The 22623-nt window shown below is 52.3% G+C and carries 24 protein-coding genes; 8 read left to right on the forward strand and 16 right to left on the reverse strand.

Annotation, left to right across the window (positions count from 1 at the left end):
- Positions 1-292 precede the first annotated feature (292 nt).
- On the reverse strand, positions 293-853 hold the full coding sequence (gmhB, locus tag MUA00_RS03480) for a D-glycero-beta-D-manno-heptose 1,7-bisphosphate 7-phosphatase (RefSeq protein WP_271121940.1): 561 nt from the start codon (positions 851-853) through the stop codon (positions 293-295).
- 188 nt (positions 854-1041) lie between these two features.
- On the opposite strand from gmhB, the gene metN reads away from it, so the two are divergent.
- From metN to proS, 6 genes are all read left to right on the forward strand, one after another.
- Positions 1042-2073 carry a methionine ABC transporter ATP-binding protein MetN gene (metN, locus tag MUA00_RS03485; protein WP_271121939.1) on the forward strand — a complete coding sequence of 344 codons (1032 nt, stop codon included), beginning with the start codon at positions 1042-1044 and terminating at the stop codon, positions 2071-2073.
- On the forward strand, positions 2066-2719 hold the full coding sequence (locus tag MUA00_RS03490; RefSeq protein ID WP_271121938.1) for a methionine ABC transporter permease MetI: 654 nt from the start codon (positions 2066-2068) through the stop codon (positions 2717-2719). The genes metN and MUA00_RS03490 overlap by 8 nt, the downstream gene beginning before the upstream one ends.
- Positions 2720-2763: 44 nt before the next feature.
- Entirely contained in the window at positions 2764-3579 is an 816-nt protein-coding gene (gene metQ, locus MUA00_RS03495) for a methionine ABC transporter substrate-binding lipoprotein MetQ (RefSeq protein ID WP_271121937.1), read from the forward strand.
- Positions 3580-3693: 114 nt separating this feature from the next.
- Positions 3694-4098 carry an Rcs stress response system protein RcsF gene (gene rcsF, locus MUA00_RS03500; protein WP_271121936.1) on the forward strand — a complete coding sequence of 135 codons (405 nt, stop codon included), beginning with the start codon at positions 3694-3696 and terminating at the stop codon, positions 4096-4098.
- Positions 4095-4802 carry a tRNA (N6-threonylcarbamoyladenosine(37)-N6)-methyltransferase TrmO gene (gene tsaA / locus MUA00_RS03505; protein WP_271121935.1) on the forward strand — a complete coding sequence of 236 codons (708 nt, stop codon included), beginning with the start codon at positions 4095-4097 and terminating at the stop codon, positions 4800-4802. The genes rcsF and tsaA overlap by 4 nt, the downstream gene beginning before the upstream one ends.
- 111 nt (positions 4803-4913) lie before the next feature.
- Positions 4914-6632 (forward strand): proline--tRNA ligase, encoded by a 1719-nt coding sequence (gene proS, locus MUA00_RS03510; RefSeq protein WP_271121934.1) that lies wholly within the window; start codon positions 4914-4916, stop codon positions 6630-6632.
- A gap of 47 nt (positions 6633-6679) precedes the next feature.
- Here the strand turns inward: proS and nlpE are convergent, their stop codons facing one another.
- Genes nlpE through MUA00_RS03525 form a run of 3 tightly spaced genes read right to left on the reverse strand, consistent with a single transcriptional unit; the run spans position 6680 to position 8374 of the window.
- Positions 6680-7375 (reverse strand): envelope stress response activation lipoprotein NlpE, encoded by a 696-nt coding sequence (gene nlpE, locus MUA00_RS03515; RefSeq protein WP_271121933.1) that lies wholly within the window; start codon positions 7373-7375, stop codon positions 6680-6682.
- Positions 7376-7412: 37 nt separating this feature from the next.
- A complete protein-coding gene (gene arfB, locus MUA00_RS03520; RefSeq protein WP_271121932.1) occupies positions 7413-7832 on the reverse strand; it encodes an alternative ribosome rescue aminoacyl-tRNA hydrolase ArfB in 420 nt (139 codons plus the stop codon).
- A complete protein-coding gene (locus MUA00_RS03525) occupies positions 7829-8374 on the reverse strand; it encodes a YaeQ family protein (protein WP_271121931.1) in 546 nt (181 codons plus the stop codon). The genes arfB and MUA00_RS03525 overlap by 4 nt, the downstream gene beginning before the upstream one ends.
- Positions 8375-8577: 203 nt before the next feature.
- Here MUA00_RS03525 and MUA00_RS03530 point away from each other — a divergent pair, with 203 nt between their 5' ends.
- Positions 8578-8778, forward strand: coding sequence for a YaeP family protein (locus MUA00_RS03530; RefSeq protein ID WP_271121930.1), 201 nt, complete (start codon positions 8578-8580; stop codon positions 8776-8778).
- The gene (gene rof, locus MUA00_RS03535; RefSeq protein WP_271121929.1) at positions 8765-9025 is read left to right on the forward strand and encodes a Rho-binding antiterminator; all 261 of its coding nucleotides are present in this window, start codon (positions 8765-8767) and stop codon (positions 9023-9025) included. The genes MUA00_RS03530 and rof overlap by 14 nt, the downstream gene beginning before the upstream one ends.
- Positions 9026-9087: 62 nt before the next feature.
- Here rof and MUA00_RS03540 read toward each other — a convergent pair whose 3' ends face one another.
- The 12 genes from MUA00_RS03540 to skp form a co-directional block, all read right to left on the reverse strand.
- Positions 9088-9399 (reverse strand): c-type cytochrome, encoded by a 312-nt coding sequence (locus MUA00_RS03540; RefSeq protein WP_271121928.1) that lies wholly within the window; start codon positions 9397-9399, stop codon positions 9088-9090.
- Positions 9396-10706, reverse strand: a complete 1311-nt coding sequence (gene tilS / locus MUA00_RS03545; protein WP_271121945.1) for a tRNA lysidine(34) synthetase TilS — start codon at positions 10704-10706, stop codon at positions 9396-9398. Before tilS ends, MUA00_RS03540 begins: the two co-directional genes overlap by 4 nt.
- A 63-nt stretch (positions 10707-10769) precedes the next feature.
- Positions 10770-11159 (reverse strand): VOC family protein, encoded by a 390-nt coding sequence (locus MUA00_RS03550; RefSeq protein WP_271121927.1) that lies wholly within the window; start codon positions 11157-11159, stop codon positions 10770-10772.
- A 55-nt stretch (positions 11160-11214) separates the two neighbouring features.
- Entirely contained in the window at positions 11215-13356 is a 2142-nt protein-coding gene (locus tag MUA00_RS03555; protein ID WP_271121926.1) for a lysine decarboxylase LdcC, read from the reverse strand.
- Positions 13357-13472: 116 nt separating this feature from the next.
- The gene (gene accA, locus MUA00_RS03560; protein WP_271121925.1) at positions 13473-14432 is read right to left on the reverse strand and encodes an acetyl-CoA carboxylase carboxyl transferase subunit alpha; all 960 of its coding nucleotides are present in this window, start codon (positions 14430-14432) and stop codon (positions 13473-13475) included.
- Between the two features lie 12 nt (positions 14433-14444).
- Positions 14445-17927, reverse strand: a complete 3483-nt coding sequence (gene dnaE, locus MUA00_RS03565) for a DNA polymerase III subunit alpha (RefSeq protein ID WP_271121924.1) — start codon at positions 17925-17927, stop codon at positions 14445-14447.
- A 38-nt stretch (positions 17928-17965) separates the two neighbouring features.
- Entirely contained in the window at positions 17966-18562 is a 597-nt protein-coding gene (gene rnhB, locus MUA00_RS03570; protein WP_271121923.1) for a ribonuclease HII, read from the reverse strand.
- Complete coding sequence (lpxB, locus tag MUA00_RS03575) at positions 18559-19707, reverse strand: lipid-A-disaccharide synthase (RefSeq protein WP_271121922.1); 1149 nt, start codon at positions 19705-19707, stop codon at positions 18559-18561. The genes rnhB and lpxB overlap by 4 nt, the downstream gene beginning before the upstream one ends.
- Positions 19708-20496, reverse strand: coding sequence for an acyl-ACP--UDP-N-acetylglucosamine O-acyltransferase (gene lpxA / locus MUA00_RS03580; RefSeq protein ID WP_271121921.1), 789 nt, complete (start codon positions 20494-20496; stop codon positions 19708-19710).
- 3 nt (positions 20497-20499) lie between these two features.
- Complete coding sequence (gene fabZ, locus MUA00_RS03585) at positions 20500-20955, reverse strand: 3-hydroxyacyl-ACP dehydratase FabZ (RefSeq protein ID WP_271121920.1); 456 nt, start codon at positions 20953-20955, stop codon at positions 20500-20502.
- A 113-nt stretch (positions 20956-21068) separates the two neighbouring features.
- Positions 21069-22094, reverse strand: a complete 1026-nt coding sequence (gene lpxD, locus MUA00_RS03590; RefSeq protein ID WP_271121919.1) for a UDP-3-O-(3-hydroxymyristoyl)glucosamine N-acyltransferase — start codon at positions 22092-22094, stop codon at positions 21069-21071.
- Positions 22095-22097: 3 nt separating this feature from the next.
- Entirely contained in the window at positions 22098-22598 is a 501-nt protein-coding gene (gene skp, locus MUA00_RS03595) for a molecular chaperone Skp (RefSeq protein WP_271121918.1), read from the reverse strand.
- Positions 22599-22623 lie beyond the last annotated feature (25 nt).

Consider the following 22623-nt stretch of genomic DNA (forward strand, 5'->3'; position numbering starts at 1 on the left):
TGTACCCGAAGGTACTGAGATATCAATCCTGCGAGTGCCCACACAGATTGTCTGATAAATTGTTAAAGAGCAGTGCAATCAGCGGCTAAGCCTGCTGTTGCGAGGTGGCGTATATTACGCTTTCCTCCTGCAGAGTCAAGCGTTTATTTTCGCTTTCGTCCGCCTGACGGGCCGGTTTGTAAGCCGTTGTGCCGTGTCAGTGGAGGCGCAGTATAGGGATTTTTCGGAAGCTGACAACCCCTATTTTCAAAATAATTTCCAACCGCGCATTTTTTAATCGCAAAGCCGATTTTTAGCGCGTTTTAATCGCTTTTGGCAGGTCTGCAAGGCTATTAATGACCAGATCGGCTGCCGCTTCGCCTTCTGCTGTTACAGGCTTACCGCTACGCACCAGCACTTTTGTCCCCACTTTTGCCGCCGCCGCCGCCTGCATGTCTTCTAATTTGTCGCCAACCATATAAGAAGCGGCCATATCAATGTGCAAATACTCAGCGGCGGATAACAACATGCCCGGTTGCGGCTTGCGACAATCGCAGCTCTGACGAAACTCTTCTACTACTGCTTGCGGATGGTGAGGACAATAATAGATACCATCGAGATCTACACCACGGTCAGCCAGGGACCAGTCCATCCATTCGGTCAGATTCTCAAAATCATCTTCTGTGAACATGCCGCGGGCAATCCCCGACTGGTTGGTGACCAGCACCAGCGCATAGCCCATGTCTTTTAATTCACGCATGGCGTCGATTACGCCGTCGATAAACTCAAACTGGTCGACTTCATGAACGTAGCCATGATCAACATTAATAGTGCCATCGCGGTCGAGAAAAATAGCGGGAACTGACTGTGCCACCTGGGAACTCCTGATAATGGATATTTACATCTAGTATCGCATGATTTAACGCGCTGGAGAGAACAGACATCACGCCCTCATTGATTTAGACGTCTGGATGCCTTAACATCCATATTGATGACGGTCATCGCCCGTTATCGGCAGTAGAAAATGCCACGGCTAACTCTTATACGATAATAAATAACCTAATGATTAAACTTTCAAACATCACCAAAGTGTTTCAGCAAGGGAACCGCACCATACAGGCGTTGAATAACGTCAGTCTGCACGTTCCTGCTGGGCAAATTTATGGCGTGATTGGCGCATCCGGGGCGGGTAAAAGTACCCTGATCCGTTGTGTGAACCTGCTTGAACGTCCAACCCAGGGTTCCGTTTTGGTCGATGGCCAGGAACTGACGACGCTGTCTGAAGGTCAATTGACGAAAGCACGCCGCCAGATTGGCATGATCTTCCAGCATTTTAATTTACTCTCTTCCCGTACAGTTTTCGGCAACGTTGCTTTACCGCTGGAGCTGGACAACGCCCCGCGCGAAGAAATTAAGCGCCGCGTAACCGAGCTTCTGGACCTCGTAGGCTTAAGTGAAAAGCATGATGTCTACCCGGCTAACCTTTCCGGCGGGCAGAAACAGCGTGTCGCTATTGCGCGTGCGCTTGCCAGCAATCCGAAAGTTCTGCTGTGCGATGAAGCCACCAGCGCGCTCGATCCGGCCACAACCCGTTCTATTCTTGAATTGCTGAAAGACATTAACCGTCGCCTTGGCTTAACCATTCTTCTTATTACCCATGAAATGGATGTAGTGAAACGCATCTGCGACTGCGTAGCCGTTATCAGCGATGGCGAATTAATAGAACAGGACACCGTAAGCGAAGTGTTCTCTCATCCGAAGACACCGCTTGCCCAGCAGTTTATTCAGTCCACGCTGCATCTGGATATTCCGGAAGATTATGCTCAACGCCTGAGCGCTGAAAAACGCGATGAAGTCGTTCCTTTATTGCGTCTGGAATTTACCGGTCAGTCAGTTGACGCGCCGTTACTTTCCGAGACGGCTCGCACCTTTAATGTAAACAGCAACATTATTAGTGCGCAGATGGATTACGCCGGCGGCGTGAAGTTCGGCATCATGCTGTGCGAAATGCATGGGGAACATCACAACACGGAAGCTGCCATCGCCTGGCTGCAAGAACAACATGTAAAAGTAGAGGTGCTGGGTTATGTCTGAGCCAATGATGTGGTTACTCCTTAAAGGAGTCTATGAAACGCTGGCGATGACCTTTGTGTCTGGCTTCTTTGGTTTTGTTCTCGGTCTGCCGGTGGGCGTGCTGCTTTATATCACTCGTCCGGGCCAGATTAGCGCGAACGCGAAGCTCTACCGCGGCATGTCCGCGCTGGTAAATATCTTCCGTTCGATTCCTTTCATTATCTTGCTGGTATGGATGATTCCCTTCACTCGTGCGATCGTCGGTACGTCCATTGGCCTGCAGGCGGCTATCGTGCCGCTGACCGTCGGTGCCGCGCCGTTCATCGCACGTATGGTGGAAAACGCGCTATTGGAAATTCCATCAGGTCTGATTGAAGCCTCCCGCGCTATGGGCGCCACGCCTATGCAGATTATCCGCAAGGTACTATTGCCTGAAGCGCTACCGGGTCTGGTTAATGCCGCCACTATCACCTTAATCACGCTGGTAGGTTACTCTGCTATGGGCGGTGCGGTCGGCGCCGGCGGCTTAGGCCAGATTGGTTATCAGTATGGTTATATCGGTTATAACGCTACCGTAATGAATACGGTATTAGTGTTATTGGTGGTATTGGTGTATCTAATTCAGCTATCTGGCGATCGTATCGTTCGGGCTGTGACTCACAAATAAGACGTTCAACACAACATCGTTTTTTACTCAAGTAAGGAAGGGATATGTCTTTTAAATTTAAAACCTTTGCGGCAGTTGGTGCTTTGATTGGTTCACTGGCTCTGGTGGGTTGTGGTCAGGACGAAAAAGATCCGAACCATATTAAAGTTGGCGTTATTGTGGGTGCTGAGCAGCAGGTTGCTGAAGTCGCGCAGAAAGTTGCCAAAGAGAAGTATGGCCTCGACGTAGAACTGGTGACCTTCAACGATTACGTGCTGCCAAACGAAGCGCTGAGCAAAGGCGATATCGATGCTAACGCTTTCCAACACAAACCTTATCTCGATCAGCAGATTAAAGATCGCGGCTACAAGCTGGTTTCCGTGGGCAATACTTTCGTTTACCCAATTGCGGGCTACTCCAAAAAAATCAAATCTCTGGATGAGCTGCAAAATGGCGCGCAGGTAGCCCTGCCAAACGATCCAACTAACCTTGGCCGTTCTCTGCTGCTGCTGCAGAAACAGGGTCTGATCAAACTGAAAGACGGCGTTGGTCTGCTGCCAACCGTGCTGGATGTTACTGAGAATCCAAAAAACCTGAAACTGGTTGAGCTGGAAGCGCCTCAGTTGCCACGTTCCCTTGACGATGCTCAGATTGCACTGGCGGTAATCAACACCACTTATGCAAGCCAGATCGGCCTGACCCCGGCAAAAGACGGCATCTTTGTTGAGGATAAAGAATCCCCGTACGTAAACCTGATCGTTACTCGCGAAGATAATAAAGATGCAGAGAACGTGAAGAAATTCGTTGAGGCTTACCAGTCCGACGAAGTTTATGATGCGGCAAATAAAGTCTTCAACGGCGGCGCTGTTAAAGGCTGGTAAATTTCCCTTTTGCAATTTTTACGTAAATAATCTAAGGCGGGCTTATGCCCGTCTTGTTATTTGTGCAAGAGCTTGATTCAATATTCCCGATTTATCATTCATTGAGGAAAAATTATGCGTGCTTTACCGATCTGTTTATTAGCAGTCATGTTGAGCGGCTGTTCTATGCTAAGCAGATCCCCCGTTGAACCCGTTCAAAGCACTGCAACGCCAGCAAAAGCTGAACCTGCTAAACCTAAGGCACCCCGCCCGGCTCCGGTAAAAATTTATACCAACGCCGAAGATTTAGTCGGCAAACCATTCCGCGATCTGGGTGAAGTCAGCGGCGAATCCTGCCAGGCAAGCAATCAGGACTCTCCTCCGAATATCCCAACCGCACGTAAGCGACTGCAGATTAACGCATCAAAAATGAAAGCGAACGCGGTTCTGTTACATAGCTGCGACGTCACCAGCGGTACGCCCGGTTGCTATCGTCAGGCGGTTTGCGTCGGTTCCGCGCTGAATGTTTCGGCGAAATGACAGCATTTTCTTTTGAACAAATTGGTGTAATTCGTTCCCCGTACAAAGAGAAGTTTGCCGTCCCGCGCCAGCCTGGTCTGGTGGCGGATGGAGGCGGCGAACTTCATTTGCTGCCGCCTTTCAATCTGGCCGATGCCGTGCGTGGCCTCGAAGGCTTTAGCCATCTGTGGCTGCTATTTGTCTTCCATCAGACAATGGAAGGCGGCTGGCGGCCAACCGTGCGCCCTCCCCGCCTTGGCGGCAATGCCCGTATGGGCGTTTTTGCCACACGCTCAACCTTCCGCCCGAATCCAATCGGTATGTCGCTGGTTGAATTGAAAGGAATCCGCTGCGTGAAAAACCAGGTGATTCTGGATCTCGGCAGTCTGGATTTGGTTGATGGCACACCGATTGTGGACATCAAACCTTATCTCCCCTTTGCCGAGGCATTACCGGATGCCGTTGCGGGCTACGCCCAGAACGCCCCCGATGCCGATATGCCGGTTTATTTCACCAGGGATGTGCAACAGCAGTTCGCGCGACTCGATAATGCCTACCCAAATATTGCGCGCTTTATTCAACAAGTGTTAGCCCAGGACCCTCGTCCAGCCTATCGTAAAGGCGAAGTTGCGGGCAAAACCTATGCCGTAGCGCTGCTTGATTTTAATGTACGCTGGCGCGTTACAGAGCAGGGTTCTGAAGTGTTTGCCGTCGAAGAGCGCTAATTTATCACCCCTCTCTTTTGACATCCCTGCCACACTGGTAAACTAAACCACTTTTTTGAAGCAGGCTGCCTTGCAGCCGGTTATCAGCCGTTCAAATGGAACCGTAACAACATGCGTACTAGCCAATATCTGCTCTCCACTCTGAAGGAGACACCTGCCGACGCCGAAGTCATCAGCCATCAACTGATGCTGCGCGCCGGGATGATCCGCAAACTCGCCTCCGGTTTATACACCTGGTTGCCGACCGGTTTGCGCGTCCTGAAAAAAGTCGAAAATATCGTGCGTGAAGAGATGAACAACGCCGGTGCAATCGAAGTCTGTATGCCCGTTGTTCAGCCCGCAGATTTGTGGCAGGAGAGCGGCCGTTGGGACCAGTATGGCCCGGAGTTGCTGCGTTTTGTCGATCGTGGCGATCGTCCGTTTGTTCTCGGCCCAACCCACGAAGAGGTCATTACCGATCTGATTCGTAACGAGCTGAGCTCTTACAAACAACTGCCGCTGAACTTCTTCCAGATCCAAACCAAATTCCGTGACGAAGTGCGCCCACGTTTCGGCGTTATGCGTTCCCGCGAATTCCTGATGAAAGACGCCTATTCTTTCCATACAACCCAGGAATCCCTGCAGGAAACTTACGATGCGATGTATCAGGCCTACAGCAAAATCTTCACCCGTATGGGTCTGGATTTCCGTGCTGTTGAAGCTGATACCGGCTCCATCGGCGGCAGCGCTTCCCATGAGTTCCAGGTGCTGGCTCTAAGCGGCGAAGATGATGTGATTTTCTCTACAGAATCAGATTACGCAGCTAATATCGAATTCGCTGAAGCTGTAGCGCCGGCTGGCGGTCGTGCCGCGCCAACGGTAGAAATGACGCAGATAGACACCCCGAATGCGAAAACCATTGCTGACCTGGTAGAACAGTTCAATCTTCCGATTGAGAAAACCGTGAAAACTCTGCTGGTCAAAGCGACCGAAGGCAGCGCTTATCCGCTGGTCGCTCTGCTGGTTCGCGGCGATCATGAACTGAACGAAGTGAAAGCAGAGAAACTGCCGCAGGTTGCAAGCCCGCTGACTTTCGCCACCGAAGCAGAAATCCGCGCCGTAGTTAACGCAGGCCCAGGTTCTCTTGGCCCGGTAAACCTGCCAATCCCGGTAGTCATTGACCGCACCGTAGCGGCAATGAGCGATTTCGCCGCTGGCGCAAACATCGATGACAAACACTTTGTGGGTATCAACTGGGAGCGCGATGTCGCTCTGCCGCAGGTTGCGGATATCCGTAACGTGGTGGAAGGCGATCCAAGCCCGGATGGCAAAGGCACGCTGCTGATTAAACGCGGAATCGAAGTAGGTCACATCTTCCAGCTTGGTACTAAATATTCTGAAGCGATGAAAGCTTCCGTGCAGGGCGAGGATGGTCGTAACCAGACGCTGACCATGGGCTGTTACGGTATCGGTGTTACACGAGTTGTGGCTGCGGCAATTGAGCAGAACAACGACGAACGCGGCATTCTGTGGCCAGATGCGATTGCGCCTTTCCAGGTCGCTATCCTGCCAATGAATATGCATAAATCTTTCCGCGTGAAAGAGCTGGCGGAAGAGCTTTACTCTACTCTGCGCGCCAAAGGCATTGACGTGCTGATGGATGACCGTAAAGAGCGCCCGGGCGTCATGTTTGCGGATATGGAGCTGATCGGCGTTCCGCATACGGTAGTTATCGGCGATCGCAACCTTGATAGCGAAGAAGTCGAATACAAAAACCGCCGCGTCGGTGAAAAGCAGATGATTAAAACCGGTGAAATCATTGATTTCTTACTGAGTCAGATCCAGCGCTAATTTTACCTAAACGCATAAAAATGCCCTGCTTTGCAGGGCATTTTTTATCAGTTGGAACAGTCTTTACCTGATTCGAACTTCGCTGATTTATCCGCCACCAGCGTTTTTTGCAGCTCGCCGCTGTCTGGAGAAGCCTGCAGCGTAAAGTGCGCTTCAATCTTCAGCAGCACCGGCTGCATGTCTTTGCCGCGAGCGGCAGCATAGCCACGCTCCAGTTCGGCATTACTGGCGACGGCGAAGGTGCGGCCGGTTGCGCAATCCTGGAAAATCGCCGCGTCTGCCATGTATTTATACATGCCCTTCATCGCCATTGGCGTAGCGGGAAGCGCGTCGTTTGTTGGTTTCAGCGTATAGTTGAACTGCGACTCGACCGGGTTTCCTTCGCGGTCGAGCATCTCAAGCCCGTCGCCTTTTGGGCGAAAATAAAGTTTCTCGCCGTCGCTTTCTGTCAGCACCAGCTTATCGGCCGTACGTGCCCAGGAGCCATAAGAAGCAAAGACCGACGGTGAGTTCGCGCTCAGGTAGCGCTGATTCATTACCCATGTACCGTCTTTCTCAAGGAATAACGATGTTTCGATGCCTTCGCAATCTGCACAAGGCAGCACGCCCTTGTAGCTCTGCTGCATCGGTTTTAATTCCGCTGCCTGCGTAGGCTGCAGCGTCTGCACTTCAGCGCGATTGTTACACCCAAAAAGGGCAAAAAGGCTGCAAATCGCCCCTGCTGATAATAAAAGTTTCTTCACCGTCTGTTCCTTATGCTGGTTAACTTTGCACCCTTTCTTACTCAGGGCGACGGACCTTTCCGCGTAGCGATTTCGTTGTGGATTTCTGTGCTTTTGACGCCAGACGACGCTCTTTTGAAGCTCGCGTCGGTCTGGTTGCCCGGCGGCTTTTTTGCTCAGCGGTTAATTCTTTAATCAAGGAGACTAAACGTGCAACGGCAGCTTCACGGTTCATCTCCTGGCTGCGGTATTCCTGCGCCTTTATTACCACCACGCCATCGGGCGTTATCAGATGATGGCTCGCCGCAAGTAGCCGCTCCTTGTAATATTCTGGCAAGCTGGAAGCCCGGATGTCAAAACGCAGGTGAATAGCCGTTGAGGTTTTATTCACATGCTGGCCACCCGCGCCCTGCGCCCGAATCGCTGTAATCGTCACTTCTTGATCGGGTATGTCAACCGATCGGGAAAGGCTAATCATGAATGGCGAAGCCACGCGGTAAAGTGAATTTCAACGTTGTTTTCAGCATCCGACAGCCAGATTGCGCCATCCTGAATGGTTGCCTGCAAATTCATGCTGCGGGTACCGAATTCGCTTAACTTAGCCAGTTGCTCATCGTCCAGATACCAGATGCTGAGGTTTTTAAACTGGCTCAGTTTGTTCTGATTTTGCTGCCACCAGATCTGGGCTGCACGACTATTGTAGGTAAACAGCGCGACTTCCGCAGACTGGCTGCAGGCTTTTTTCACCCGACGCTCTTCGGGCAGACCCAGTTCAATCCACAGGTCGATGCCCAGATGATCGTTGCGCTGCCAAACTTCAGGCTCTTCTTCCGCGCTCAGACCGCGGGTAAATTGCAAACGCTCGTCCGCATATTTAATCCACGCCAGTAAGCGTAGCATCATACGTTCTTGCGTTTCAGAAGGATGGCGCGCAAGCGTCAGGTTGCTGTCCAGGAATTTATTGCGATCGAGATCGGCAACATTCACCATCGCTTTATAGATCGTCGCTTTTAACGCCATCACACTTCTCCAGATTTATTTGGCGCTCATTGTAACGAAAACCTCGCTAAAACGCTGTTATGTATTCACAAGGGCAGCTATTCACACTGCTGATATCGGTTTCATGCCTGTGGTATAGTCACCTTGCTAAACAGAGTTTATCTTCGTAGGCTTAAGTTCCATCCACAATTAAGTCTGAAGTCGAGACTCTGACAGGAGGGCATGTGGAAAAGTATTGTGAACTGGTTCGACAACGCTACGCGGAGATCGCGAGCGGGGATTTAGGTTACATTCCGGATGCATTAGGTTGCGTTCTGAAGGCGCTGGATGAGGTGGCCGATAACGAAGCACTGCCAGAATCAATCAGGGAACAGGCGGCGTATGCTGCCGCGAACTTACTGGTGAGCGATTATGTCTTTGAATGATGCCTATCAACCCATCAATTGTGATGACTATGACAATCTCGAGCTCGCCTGCCAGCATCACTTGTTACTGACGCTGGAACTAAAGAGCGGAGAGGTTTTGAAAGCGAAAGCAAGCGACCTTGTGTCTCGTAAAAACGTCGAATATTTGATTATTGATGATGCGGGGAGCACGCGCGAAGTTCGCCTCGATAAAATCACCAGCTTCAGTCATCCTGAAATTGGAACCGTCGTCGTTAGCGAAGAATAGCGGTTAGCGAATCCTGACGCGATAAATGCAAATAAGCGGGCAGCCAGTGGCTGCCCGTTTTTTTATGGTTTCATGGAAGCATAATATGCAGCCAGATTGCTGATGTCTTCATCAGACAGGCCGCTGACATAAGCTTTCATGATTTCCGCCTGTCCGCCGCTGCGCTCACCTTTTTTGTAAGCCTGAAGCGAGTGCTCAAGATATTTTTCGTTTTGCCCGGCGAGGTTTGGGTACATCGGTACGGATACTTTACCGTTCGCGCCATGACAGGCCACGCACATCACTGCTTTTTGCTCCCCCGCCTGCGCATCGCCGTTTGCAAACGCAGGCAAGCTGCACGCCATCAGCCCGACCAGAACTATCGCTTTTTTCATTGCTCATTCTCCTTTTGCCAGTCTATATGCCAGCATGATTGATCCGTTGCCTGCCCCTCACGAGTAACGAAAATGCCCGGAGCGGTAATTAACTGCTCGCCATAAAATATCAGCGGCGTGATATTGCGCTGCCATGATGGGATCTGCAACTCCTGCCAGATTTTCTTCAGGCTTCTGCCCCGATCGCGCCCAACGATATGATGATTACCGCCTGCTTTAAAACGAATAGTGACCGGTTCGTCATGGCGTGGCGCACGAACGGCCTGCCCGTCAGCCGTAAGTTTCAACGTACCGAGACCTGCAGGAAGACTTAGTGGAGCGTAAGGCGCCGCCCAATGCAGAACAGAATCGCCCTGCTCGCTTACCGAGGGCACCCGGTAAAGCGCCCCCTGAAAACGGCGAACTTCGTGGTCACCAAATTTCAGTCGAGGATTGGCATCCTCACGGCTTGACGCAACCTCGTCCCAGACGCGCTGTAATGCAGCCCGTGATGGCATTGCCGCTTTATGGAAAGCAAACCAGCGCCGCAGCAACGCAGCGCGACGGGTTTCGCTCAGGCTGGCCAGCGGTGCGATACGCAAAGCGCCATCTTCCAGCATTAGCGCGGCAAGCTGCTCCGCCAGCAATTCATCCAACAGCGCTTCCTGCTCGCCACAAAGCTCAGCGCTGCGGGCTACGCTGCGGGCAAAATGCGGCCAGCGCTGTTGTAAAACTGGTACAACGCGCAAACGCAGAAAATTTCTGTCGTAAGCGTCGTCCTGATTACTTTCATCTTCAATCCAATTCAGTTGATGAAGCTTAGCCCACTCTTCTAACCTTTCCCGGCTCTGCCCAAGTAAAGGGCGCAGCAAAGTTGTTCCTGAAAAATCGAGGCTCGCCGGCATAGCCGCAAGCCCGGCCGGGCCGCTGCCTCGCTTTAACGCCAGTAAAAAAGTTTCGCACTGATCGTCCAGATGCTGCGCCGTTAGCAATATTTCGCAAGGCCGCAGCTCCTGAGCTAATGCCTGATAGCGAGCCGCACGCGCCTGCGCTTCAATGCCTTTTCCATCATCCGTCAAATGTACATAAGCCACCTGCAGAGATACATTCCACCGCGCGCAAAGCCGCTCGCAATGCTTTACCCATTCATCAGCATTAGGGCTAATGCCATGATGAACATGCATGGCGCGCAGTTGCAGCTCGGGTGCGATAGTTTCGCGCAGCGTGACAAGTTGATGCAGCAAAACCGTAGAATCCAGCCCACCGCTAAACGCCACCAGCAGGTTGCGGTGCGGATGAAGTAATGACAGTAGCGGATGGAGATCCATAATCAGTAACTTACGTGAGGGTTTGCCCGGCACGTTACCGGGCAACGATGAGAGAGGCAAGAGTTACTGCTGGTAAAGTTCCAGCGGCAGGCCGTCAGGATCGGCAAAAAAAGTGAAGCGCTTATCGGTAAACGGGTCAATGCGAACGGGCTCGCAGGTGACGCCGTGCTTTTCCAGATGCTCAATTGCCCGATCAAGATTTTCAACGCTAAACGCCAGATGGCGCAGGCCACAAGCTTCCGGGCGGCTTGGACGCGCGGGTGGGAATGGGAAGGAAAAAAGCTCAATGACATACTGACCGTTCAGAGCCAGATCGCCTTTCCAGGAGTCCCGCTCCTCGCGGTACGCTTCCGCCTGCAAAGTAAAGCCCAGAATATCGCAGTAAAACTGCTTACTCATTTGATAATCCGAGGCGATGATCGCAATGTGATGAACCTGCTTTAAACCCAACATATGAACTCCTTTGTCTTTCGGGCACGTTACCAGCATGCCCCGGCAATTCAAGGCGCTATACCGTTTTTAAGACTCGTACCCGGTATATGCCATCTTCTCCAAGCGTCGCACCGTGTATATCTGTTTCAAATCCGGGGTAATGCTCGCCAACGGAACAAAGCATTAACAGGAAATCCAGCACCGCGCGGCTTTCCGCCGTTATCATCTCACCCGGCATCACAACCGGCACGCCTGGCGGATAAGGCAGGATCATATTCGCCGAAACCCGGTTTAAGAGCTGTTCGATTTCAACCGTTTCAACATGACCTTTTACCTGCTGCTGGTATGCCTGATGCGGCGTCAATTTCATTTCCGGCAGGACATCAAAAGCTCTCAGCATCAGGTCAGGTAAATTATGCTGCCTGATTAACTTATGGATCCCCTGAGCAAGATCCTGAATACGCATGTTGCGGTAGAAATCAGGATCTTCGGCATAAAGATCCGGCAGCATATTTTTGACCCGCAGATTAAGATCGTAGGAACGTTTAAACTCCGTCAGGCCGCGCAACAGGCTGAGCGCTTTGGTTTTGTCTATACCGATACTGAACAGGAACAGCAGGTTATATGGCCCGGTTTTCTCAACCACCACGCCGCGCTCATCAAGAAACTTCGCTACCAGCGCCGCAGGTATCCCTTCGTCAGCCATGTCTCCCAGCTCGCTCATGCCTGGCGTGAGAATAGTGACTTTGATCGGATCAAGGTACATATGGTCGGCATCAGTATCCTTAAAGCCATGCCAGTCCTCATCGCCTGGTGAAATTGGCCAGCAGGCGGCTTCGTCGATATGTTCCGGCTGCCAGATATCAAAGAACCAGTCTTCCGACTCTTCGCGCAGGCGCTGAACCTCACGGCGAAAATGCAGCGCCCGTTCCACGGAGCGGTTAATCAAACGCTTACCCGGATTGCCGCGCAGCATAGCGGCCGCCGTTTCTATCGATGCCACCAGCGGGTAGCTCGGCGAAGTGGTGGTATGCATCATGTAGGCTTCATTAAAGGTTTGCTCGTCATAATCACCTTTAATGTGAATCAGAGATGCCTGGGAAAGGGCCGCCAGTAATTTATGGGTGGACTGCGTTTCGTAAATTACTTTACCCGGCACCCGCTCCCCGCTCATGCCGCTTTTCCCCTGATAAATAGGGTGAAAATTGGTATAGGGAACCCAGGCAGAATCAAAGTGGATTGAGGGAACGTCCAGCTCATGCTTAATGAATTCGGTGTTGTAGAGCAGCCCGTCATAAGTTGAATTGGTGATAACGGCATGTACCGGCCACTGGGCGTCTTTTGTGGCAGCCACTTTTTCTTCAATGCTTTCGCGCAGGAATTCGCGCTTCGGAATACCGCCCAGAATACCTAAGGCATTACACGTGGGCTTTAACCAGATGGGCACCAGATCGGTCATCATCAGCAAATGCGTCAGCGACTTATGACAGTTACGATCGATTAAAACGGTGCTGCCCGAAGGTGCTGCGTACATCCCGACAATTTTATTTGATGTGGACGTGCCGTTGGTGACCATATAGCTTTGCTCCGCGCCAAAGGTACGGGCAATGTATTCTTCGGCTTCCAGGTGCGGGCCGGTATGGTCGAGTAAAGAGCCCAGCTCGGTCACTGAGATCGACACGTCCGCTTTTAACGTATTCCCGCCAAAGAAATCGTAAAACAGGCAGCCTACCGGGCTTTTTTGATAAGCCGTACCCGCCATGTGGCCCGGCGTGCAGAAGGTATATTTACCTTCCTTAACATAGGTGAACAGCGCTCTGGTAAACGGCGGCGTGATATTGTCGAGATACTCGTTGGTGTATTGCTTGATACGCACGGCGATGTCGTCCGCGGCACTGAGGGCATACTCAAAGAACCACAGCGCCATGCGCATCTCATTAACGCTGACGTCCAACGAAGAATGGGTGTTGATAAACGCATACAGCGGCAGATATTCATTCAGCAGATTGATTTCGCTGCACAAATCGAGGCTGTATTCGTCCCAGTCGAAAATCACTCCGCAAATTCTGGGGTTGTGTTCAATGAGCTTCAGCAGGTCGGTGCTGTTGGTTGGATAGATGAGCTGGAAACCCTGTTTCTCCAGTTCCTGGTGCAGCTCTTTAATCGGCTCGTCTTTATAAAAAACGCCCTGCGGTCCCATGATGGCGATAATATTCACAGCTTACCTCCTGGCAAAAGTCTCAGGTAAGCATAGCGCAATGCGTTTTTCAGTGAAGCGATAAACGCAAAAAGGGCCGGAAAATCCGGCCCTTATCGTCAATGTGGAACAAGCAATCAGGCGTAGCCGTAGCTCATCAAACGCTGATAACGGCGGTTAAGCAGTTCGTCTTTGTTCAGCACGTCCAGATCGGCAAGGTCCGCCAGCAACTGAGCTTTTAACGACGCAGCCATCGTTTCCGGATTACGATGCGCGCCGCCCAGAGGTTCAGGGATAACGGTATCGACAAGCTTCAGCTCTTTCAGACGCGGCGCGATAATACCCATAGCTTCAGCAGCCAGAGGCGCCTTATCAGCGCTTTTCCACAGAATGGAAGCGCAGCCTTCCGGAGAGATAACGGAATAGGTGCTGTACTGCAGCATATTCACTTTATCGCCAACGCCGATTGCCAGTGCGCCGCCGGAACCGCCTTCACCAATTACCGTACAGATGACCGGCACTTTCAGGCGAGACATTTCACGCAGGTTGCGTGCAATAGCTTCTGACTGGCCACGCTCTTCCGCACCCACGCCCGGATATGCTCCTGGGGTGTCGATAAAGGTGATGATTGGCATATTGAAACGCTCAGCCATTTCCATCAGACGCAGCGCCTTACGGTAGCCTTCTGGTGCAGGCATACCAAAGTTACGGCGAATCTTTTCCTTGGTTTCACGTCCCTTCTGATGACCAATGACCATTACCGGGCGGCCTTCAAGGCGTGCTATACCGCCGACGATAGCTTTATCATCAGCGTAGGCACGGTCACCCGCCAGTTCGTCAAACTCGTCAAAAGCAAGACGAAGGTAATCGAGCGTATACGGGCGCTGTGGATGGCGCGCCAGTTGGGCAATTTGCCATGCCCCTAAATCGGCGAAGATTTTACGCGTGAGTTCTACGCTTTTTTCACGCAGACGCTGCACTTCTTCGTCCAGATTAATATCCAATTTTTCATCCTGACGGCTAACGGCGGTCAGGGAATCGATTTTCGCTTCCAGCTCTGCAATCGGCTGTTCGAAATCAAGGAAATTCAGACTCATAGTATTCCTGTATTAGTCAAACTCCAGTTCCACCTGCTCCGAACCTATCAGGGTACGCAAATCGTTGAGTAAACGATCGCTGGGTGAAACACGCCATGCTGCGCCAAAGCGCAACCGCGCGCGTGCATCTTCCCTCTGATAGTAGAGATGTACCGGAATCGTCCCCGAACGATGGGGTTCCAGAGACTGACGGAGACGGTTTAAAAGCTGGTCATCAATTTGCCTGTCCGTCAGCGAGATAGCAAGCCCGCGCGCATACTTTTCACGGGCTTCGTCAATGTCCATCAATTCACGAGCGGTCATTTTAAGGCCGCCGCTAAAGTCATCAAAGCTGACCTGTCCGCTGACGATCAGGATACGGTCTTTTTCCAGCAGATGCTGGTACTTTTCTAACGCATCTGTGAATAACATCACTTCCAGACGACCGGAACGATCGTCAAGAGTACAGATGCCAATGCGATTGCCTCGTTTGGTCACCATGACCCGTGAAGCAATCACCAGACCCGCAGCCGTGGTCATTTTACCACGTTCTGTCGGGTGCATCTCTTTCAGGCGCATGCCGCCGACATAGCGCTCAATTTCTTTCAGATACTGGTTGATGGGGTGCCCGGTAAGGTACAGCCCCAGCGTTTCACGCTCGCCTTCCAGTACCGTGTGTTCCGGCCACGGCGTTACGCTTGCGTAGGATTGTTCAATCTGCTCCGGCTCTTCAGCCAGCACGCCAAACATATCCGCCTGACCAATCGCTTCTGCTTTTGCATGCTGATCGGCGGCTTTCAGAGCATCGCCAAGCGCGTTCATCAGCGCGGCACGGTGCGGCCCAAGCCTGTCGAATGCGCCGGACATAATCAGTTTTTCCAGCACCCGGCGGTTTAGTTTCTTCGTGTCCGTGCGGGCACAGAGATCGAACAGCTCGCGGAAATAGCCGTCTTTGTTGCGGGCTTCCAGAATCGCTTCAATGGGGCCTTCGCCCACGCCTTTAATCGCGCCGATGCCGTAAACAATTTCGCCATCGTCATTAACGTGGAAATGGTACAACCCGGAGTTGATGTCCGGCGGCAGGATTTTCAGCCCCATGCGCCAGCATTCGTCCACCAGTCCTACGACTTTTTCGGTGTTATCCATATCGGCGGTCATTACCGCCGCCATGAACTCTGCCGGGTAGTGCGCTTTGAGCCACAGCGTCTGGTAGGAAACCAGCGCATAGGCGGCGGAGTGAGATTTGTTAAATCCATACCCGGCGAATTTCTCTACCAGATCGAAGATTTTAATCGCCAGTTCGCCGTCAATACCGTTCGCTTTGGCTCCATCTTCGAAGCTCGAACGCTGCTTAGCCATCTCTTCCGGTTTCTTTTTACCCATCGCACGACGCAGCATATCCGCGCCGCCAAGGGTGTAACCGGAAAGCACCTGGGCAATCTGCATAACCTGTTCCTGATACAGGATGATGCCATAGGTAGGTTCAAGCACCGGCTTCAGGCTTTCGTGCTGCCACTGAATATCCGGATAGGAAATCGCTTCGCGGCCATGTTTACGGTCGATAAAGTTATCAACCATGCCGGACTGCAAAGGACCCGGACGGAACAGGGCCACCAGGGCTATCATATCTTCGAAGCAGTCGGGCTGCAGACGTTTGATCAGGTCCTTCATGCCGCGGGATTCAAGCTGGAATACCGCTGTGGTCTCCGAGCGCTGCAGCATGTCGAAGCTTTTTTTGTCGTCAAGCGGGATGGCGGCGATATCAATCGGCTCAAGCCCCTGCTTCGCCCGACGCGGGTTAATCATTTTCAGCGCCCAGTCGATAATGGTGAGCGTACGTAAACCCAGGAAGTCGAACTTCACCAGGCCCGCATATTCCACATCGTTTTTATCGAACTGGGTAACCGGGTTTTGCCCCTGGTCATCGCAATAGAGCGGTGCAAAATCGGTGATTTTAGTCGGCGCGATAACCACACCGCCTGCGTGTTTACCGGCGTTACGCGTCACACCTTCCAGCTTGCGCGCCATGTCGATCAGCGCTTTAACTTCTTCGTCCGCTTCGTAAATTTCAGGTAGCTGAGGCTCAGCTTCGAACGCTTTTGCCAGCGTCATGCCAGGATCGGGCGGAATCAGCTTGGAAATACGATCGACAAAGCCGTACGGGTGGCCCAGTACACGGCCCACGTCGCGGATAACCGCTTTTGCAGCCATCGTACCGAAGGTGATGATCTGCGATACCGCGTCGCGCCCGTACATTTCAGCCACGTGATCGATAACCCGATCGCGCTTTTCCATACAGAAATCGATGTCAAAGTCAGGCATCGACACACGTTCCGGGTTCAGGAAGCGTTCGAACAGCAGGTCAAACGCCAGCGGGTCCAGATCGGTAATTTTCAGCGCGTAGGCCACAAGCGATCCCGCGCCTGAACCACGTCCGGGACCTACGGGCACGCCGTTATCCTTCGACCACTGGATAAACTCCATAACGATCAGGAAGTAGCCCGGGAACCCCATCTGGTTAATAACCTGAAGTTCGATATCCAGACGTTCATCGTACGGCGGACGTTTTTCGGCACGCACTTCCGGGTCCGGGAACAGGAACTCTAAACGTTCTTCCAGTCCTTCTTTGGATTTCGCAACAAGAAAATCTTCGGTGGTCATATCGCCTGTCGGGAACTGCGGCAGGAAATACTCGCCTAGCCTGACGGTAACGTTACAACGTCGGGCAATCTCTACGCTGTTTTCTAGCGCTTCCGGGATATCCGAGAACAGCTCGCACATCTCATCTTCGCTGCGCATATACTGCTGCGTGGAATAATTGCGCGGACGTTTTGGATCGTCGAGCGTGAAACCATCGTGGATAGCGACACGGATTTCATGAGCGTCAAAGTCGGTGGCATCAATGAAACGTACGTCGTTGGTGGCGACGACCGGCAGGCCTCGCTCTTCGGCCAGGGCGACGGCGGCATGCAGATAGTTCTCTTCGTCAGCACGGCCTGTACGAATCAGTTCAAGATAAAAGCGATCGGCAAAATATTGCTGGTAGAACGCCAGGCACTGATCGACCTGGGCATGATTGCCACGCAACAAGTTTTTGCCAATATCCCCCATCCGCCCACCGGAAATCAGGATCAAACCTTCGTTTAGTTCAGCCAACCAGCCGCGATCGATAATCGGACCTGCTATGCCGTAACCGCGTTGATAGGCTTTAGATATCAGTAAGGTCAGGTTCTGGTAGCCGACATTGTTGGCGGCAAGGACGGTTAACTGGCTGAGTTCATCGCCCAGCAGTTCGTTGGCGACGTTAAAGTCTGCGCCAATGATCGGCTTAATCCCGGCGCCGTGCGCGCCGCCGTAGAATTTCACCAGGCCACAGAGGTTGGTAAAATCGGTAATAGCTAAAGCTGGCATATTCAGCGCCGCGGCTTTTTTCACCAGCGGCCCGATTTTCGCCAATCCATCAATCATGGAATAATCACTGTGCACCCGCAGGTGAACGAAACGTGGTTCAGCCATTTCTCATTCCGATTAAATGTGTACCCGATACCCGCAGGTCAGGACGCCAGCCCAAGAGCGCGTCTGACCGGAGCAAAACTACGACGATGATGCTCAGTGGCACCGTGTTCAGCCAGCTTTTCGAGGTGAAAAGCCGTTGGGTAGCCCTTATGCCGGGCAAAGCCGTACTGCGGGAAGCTCAAATCCAGCGTGGCCATTTCGCGGTCGCGCGTAACTTTAGCAAGAATTGAAGCGGCGCTGATCTCAGCGACCCTGCTGTCCCCTTTCACTACCGCAAGGGCAGGTACAGGCAGAGCAGGGCAACGATTTCCATCAATAAGCACGTATTCCGGCGCAATGGCCAGGCCCGCAACGGCTCGCTGCATGGCAAGCATGGTTGCGTGCAAAATATTTAACTGGTCGATCTCTTCCGGCTCGGCGCGCCCAAGGCTCCAGGCTAACGCTTTTTCAATGATTTCATCGTAAAGCGCGTTACGTCTTTTTTCCGACAGTTTCTTCGAATCCGCAAGGCCAACGATAGGCTTTGCCGGATCGAGGATGACGGCGGCCGTGACAACGGCGCCGACCAAGGGGCCGCGGCCCACTTCATCCACACCCGCAACCAGGTGCGTGTGCGGATAGATAAATTCCATCATTGTGCTAACTCCAGCACGGCATCTGCCGCCTGAACGTCCGCATTACAGCGAATTTGCTCATGCAGAGCGCGGAAGGTGTCATGCATTTGATGACTTTGCGCGCCGTCTTCAAGCAGCGGTTCGAGTGCGGCCGCTAATGCGACAGGCTCACACTCTTCCTGAAGCAACTCCTTAACTAATTCGCGGCCAGCAAGCAGGTTTGGCAGCGAAACATAATCGGTTTTCACCAGGCGCTTCGCCAGCCAGAAGGTGAACGGTTTCATGCGATAACCAACCACCATCGGACATTTAGCCAGCATACACTCAAGCGCTGCCGTCCCGGATGCCAACAGCGCAGCGTCGCTTGCTACCATCGCCTCGCGGCCCATTCCATCTAATAAATGGACGTGAAGCTCAGGGGCGACTTCGGTTTTAATTTTCTCAAACTGTTCACGCCTTTTGGCGTTCACCAGCGGCACGACGATCTCGAGATCCGGGAAACGACGACGAAGAAGCTGCGCGGTTTTCAGAAAATCGGCGCTTAGCATCTCAACTTCTGCCCCGCGGCTGCCCGGTAACAAAGCCAGGCACTTCACATCAGGCGAAATACCAAGCGTAGCGCGGGCTGCGTTTTTATCCGGGTCCAACGGCATGGCATCCGCCATTGTATGCCCGATAAAACGGCATGGAACGTTAAACCTGTCGTAAAACGCTTTTTCGAAAGGCAGAAAAGCAAGGACGAGATCGGTCGCTCTGCCAATTTTGAAAACGCGTTTTTGCCGCCACGCCCAGACCGATGGGCTGACGTAATGAATAGTGCGGATACCCTGCTTTTTAAGATTGCCTTCCAGGGTGATATTGAAATCAGGCGCATCAATACCGACGAACACATCTGGCTGCAGCTCGGTGAAGCGGCGGGTTAAATCGGCGCGGATATGCAACAAACGACGCAGGCGACCAAGCACTTCAACAATGCCCATGACCGCCAATTCTTCCATTTCATACCAGGCTTCACAGCCTTCGGCCTGCATCCGTGGCCCGGCGACGCCCACAAACCGGGCATCCGGGTGACGCTCTTTCAGAGCGCGGATTAAGCCTGCACCAAGAATATCGCCGGAAGTTTCTCCGGCGACCAGGGCAATCGTAAGGGGACGACCAGGCTTCATTTAGCGAATCAAACCGCGCGTGGAGCGCGCAAAGAATTCAATAAATGCGTTTACTTCCGGATGCTGTTTTGCAAGTTCAGCAATTTCCGGTTTCGCCTCGTCGAGGGTTTTGCCGCTGCGGTACAACAATTTGTAAGCGTTACGAATAGCGTGCAGCGCTTCTTTACTGAAACCACGGCGTTTCAACCCTTCGAAATTAACGCCAAACGGCGTCGCATGGTTGCCCTGCGCGATAACGTACGGCGGAACATCCTGTGCTACGCCGGAGCAGCCGCCAACCATCACGTGCGCACCGATGATGCAGAACTGGTGCACCGCGGTCATGCCACCAATGATCGCGAAATCATCGACGGAAACGTGACCGGCAAGCGTTGCGTTATTAGCGAGGATACAGCGATTCCCGACGGTACAATCGTGCGCCACATGGGCGTTGATCATTAACAGGTTATCGCAGCCCACCTTCGTCAAGCCACCGCCCTGTTCTGTTCCACGATGGATGGTGACGCTTTCGCGAATGCGGTTGCGATCGCCAATTTCCACGCGAGTGGGTTCACCCGCATATTTAAGGTCCTGGTTAACTTCACCAATAGAGGCGAACTGATAAATCTCATTATCACGGCCAATGGTCGTATGACCATTCACCACAACGTGAGACTTCAGCACGGTTCCCTCACCGATCTCAACATGCGGACCAATCACACAAAACGGGCCAATGTGAACGTTGGCACCGATATCGGCGCCTTCTTCCACAATGGATGATGGATGAATAAAGGCGGATTTATCAATCACGTATCAGCTCTCCCGGCTGCGGGCACACATCATGGTTGCTTCGCAGACAATTTTACCGTCAACGGTAGCCACGCCTTTAAAGCGAGTCAGACCACGGCGGGTTTTTTCGAAAGTTACTTCCATGATCATTTGATCACCCGGCACGACAGGACGCTTGAAACGCGCTTCGTCGATACCAGCAAAGTAATAAAGTTCGCCAGGCTCCAGTTTTCCTACGCTTTTGAACGCCAGGATACCGGTGGCTTGCGCCATTGCTTCAAGAATCAAAACGCCCGGGAAAATGGGTTTACCAGGGAAATGCCCCTGGAAAAACGGCTCGTTTACAGAGACATTTTTTACTGCGCGTAGAAAACGACCTTCTTCAAAATCCAGAACACGGTCAACCAGCAAGAACGGGTAACGGTGCGGCAGAAGCTCTAAAATCTCTTCAATGTGCAGAGTATGAGTGTCGGTAGTCAAAATACTCTTCCTGTCCAAATGTACAAAATGACAATAATAACACGGCCTGCGGCTATCACGAGATAGCTTGCAGGCCGCAAATCAGAAGCACTACGCTCAAGGGCTGGCGATGATTAATCTTGTTGATTAACCTTACGTTCGATGGTTTTTAAGCGTTTGCTCATTTCATCGATATTCATCACCAGCGCGGCGGTTTTGCGCCACACTTTATTCGGCTGTAACGGAATACCTGAAGAATAGACTCCAGGCTCAGTGATCGGACGCATTACCATGCCCATGCCAGTTACGGTGACCTTATCGCAGATCTCCATGTGGCCGTTAATCACGCTGGCGCCGCCAATCATGCAGTAACGCCCAATTTTGAGGCTACCGGCCATGATGACGCCGCCCGCGACGGCGGTATTGTCGCCAATCACAACGTTATGCGCAATCTGGCACTGGTTATCAATGATAACACCATTACCAATAATCGTGTCGTCCAGTGCGCCACGGTCAATCGTCGTACAGGCGCCGATTTCAACGCGATCGCCAATGATCACGCGTCCTAACTGAGGGATTTTCACCCAGTTTCCGCGATCGTTGGCATAACCAAAACCATCCGCGCCGATAACCGTGCCTGACTGGATTAAGCACTGCTCGCCAATCTGGATTTCATGGTAAATCGAAACATTCGCCCACAGGCGAGTGCCGGCACCAATGTTGGTATTTTTACCAACAAAGCAGCCAGGGCCGATAATGACGTTATCGCCCAGCACAACGCCGGATTCTATAACAGCATTAGCGCCAATCGCTACATTGTTGCCTAACGACGCAGTCGCATCGACCACCGCGCTTGGCGCGATGTTTTGTGCAGGTTGTGGCGTGGAATCAAGAATTTGCGCCATAAGGGCATACGTCAGGTAAGGATTTTTCACTACCAGCGCTGCGCTTTTGGCAAAAGGGAGGTCGGCTTGAGTCATCACGACGGCAGAAGCCTGGCAAGTTGCCAGTTGTTCATGATAACGAGGGTTAACAATGAACGTGATATGGCCTGCCTGGGCCGAATGCATGGACGCAACGCCGGTGATGACGATATCGCCATCACCGTGCAATTCTGCATCCAACTGCTGGGCTAAATCAGCCAGTCGAATTGAAGACATTACTTATTTAACCTGTTTCAGTACATCTGCAGTGATGTCTTTTACGCTGCTACCGGCATAGGCAACAGTGTTGGTGTCCAGCACGACATCGTAGCCTTTGTCGTCAGCGACTTTCTTCACTGCGCTCTGGATACGAGTAACCAGTTTGCCGCGCTCTTCGCCGGAGCGACGTTGACGATCCTGTTCAAAAGCTTGCGCCTTAGTAGAGAAAGTCTGGCGGCTTGCCATTACGTCTTTTTCCAGTTTGCTACGGTCGCTGGCTTTCATGGTGGAGCCATCACGCTGCAGACGCTGCATCTTAGCTTGCAGATCGTTTTCCATTCCCTGAAGTTCACTGGCACGGCCTTTGAACTCGTTTTCCAGGGTTTTAGAGACGCCAGTATTTTGTGCAACTTGCTGGAACAGGTTGCCCATGTTTACAACGGCGATACTTTCAGCTGCCTGAACGCTGGCTGATGCAGCCATAGCGATGCCAAGACCTGCGGCAAATAACCACTTTTTCACAATAAACTCCTTACCATCCCATATG

It is taken from the genome of Dryocola boscaweniae (assembly GCF_025215095.1).
In the GTDB taxonomy this organism is placed as follows: domain Bacteria; phylum Pseudomonadota; class Gammaproteobacteria; order Enterobacterales; family Enterobacteriaceae; genus Dryocola; species Dryocola boscaweniae.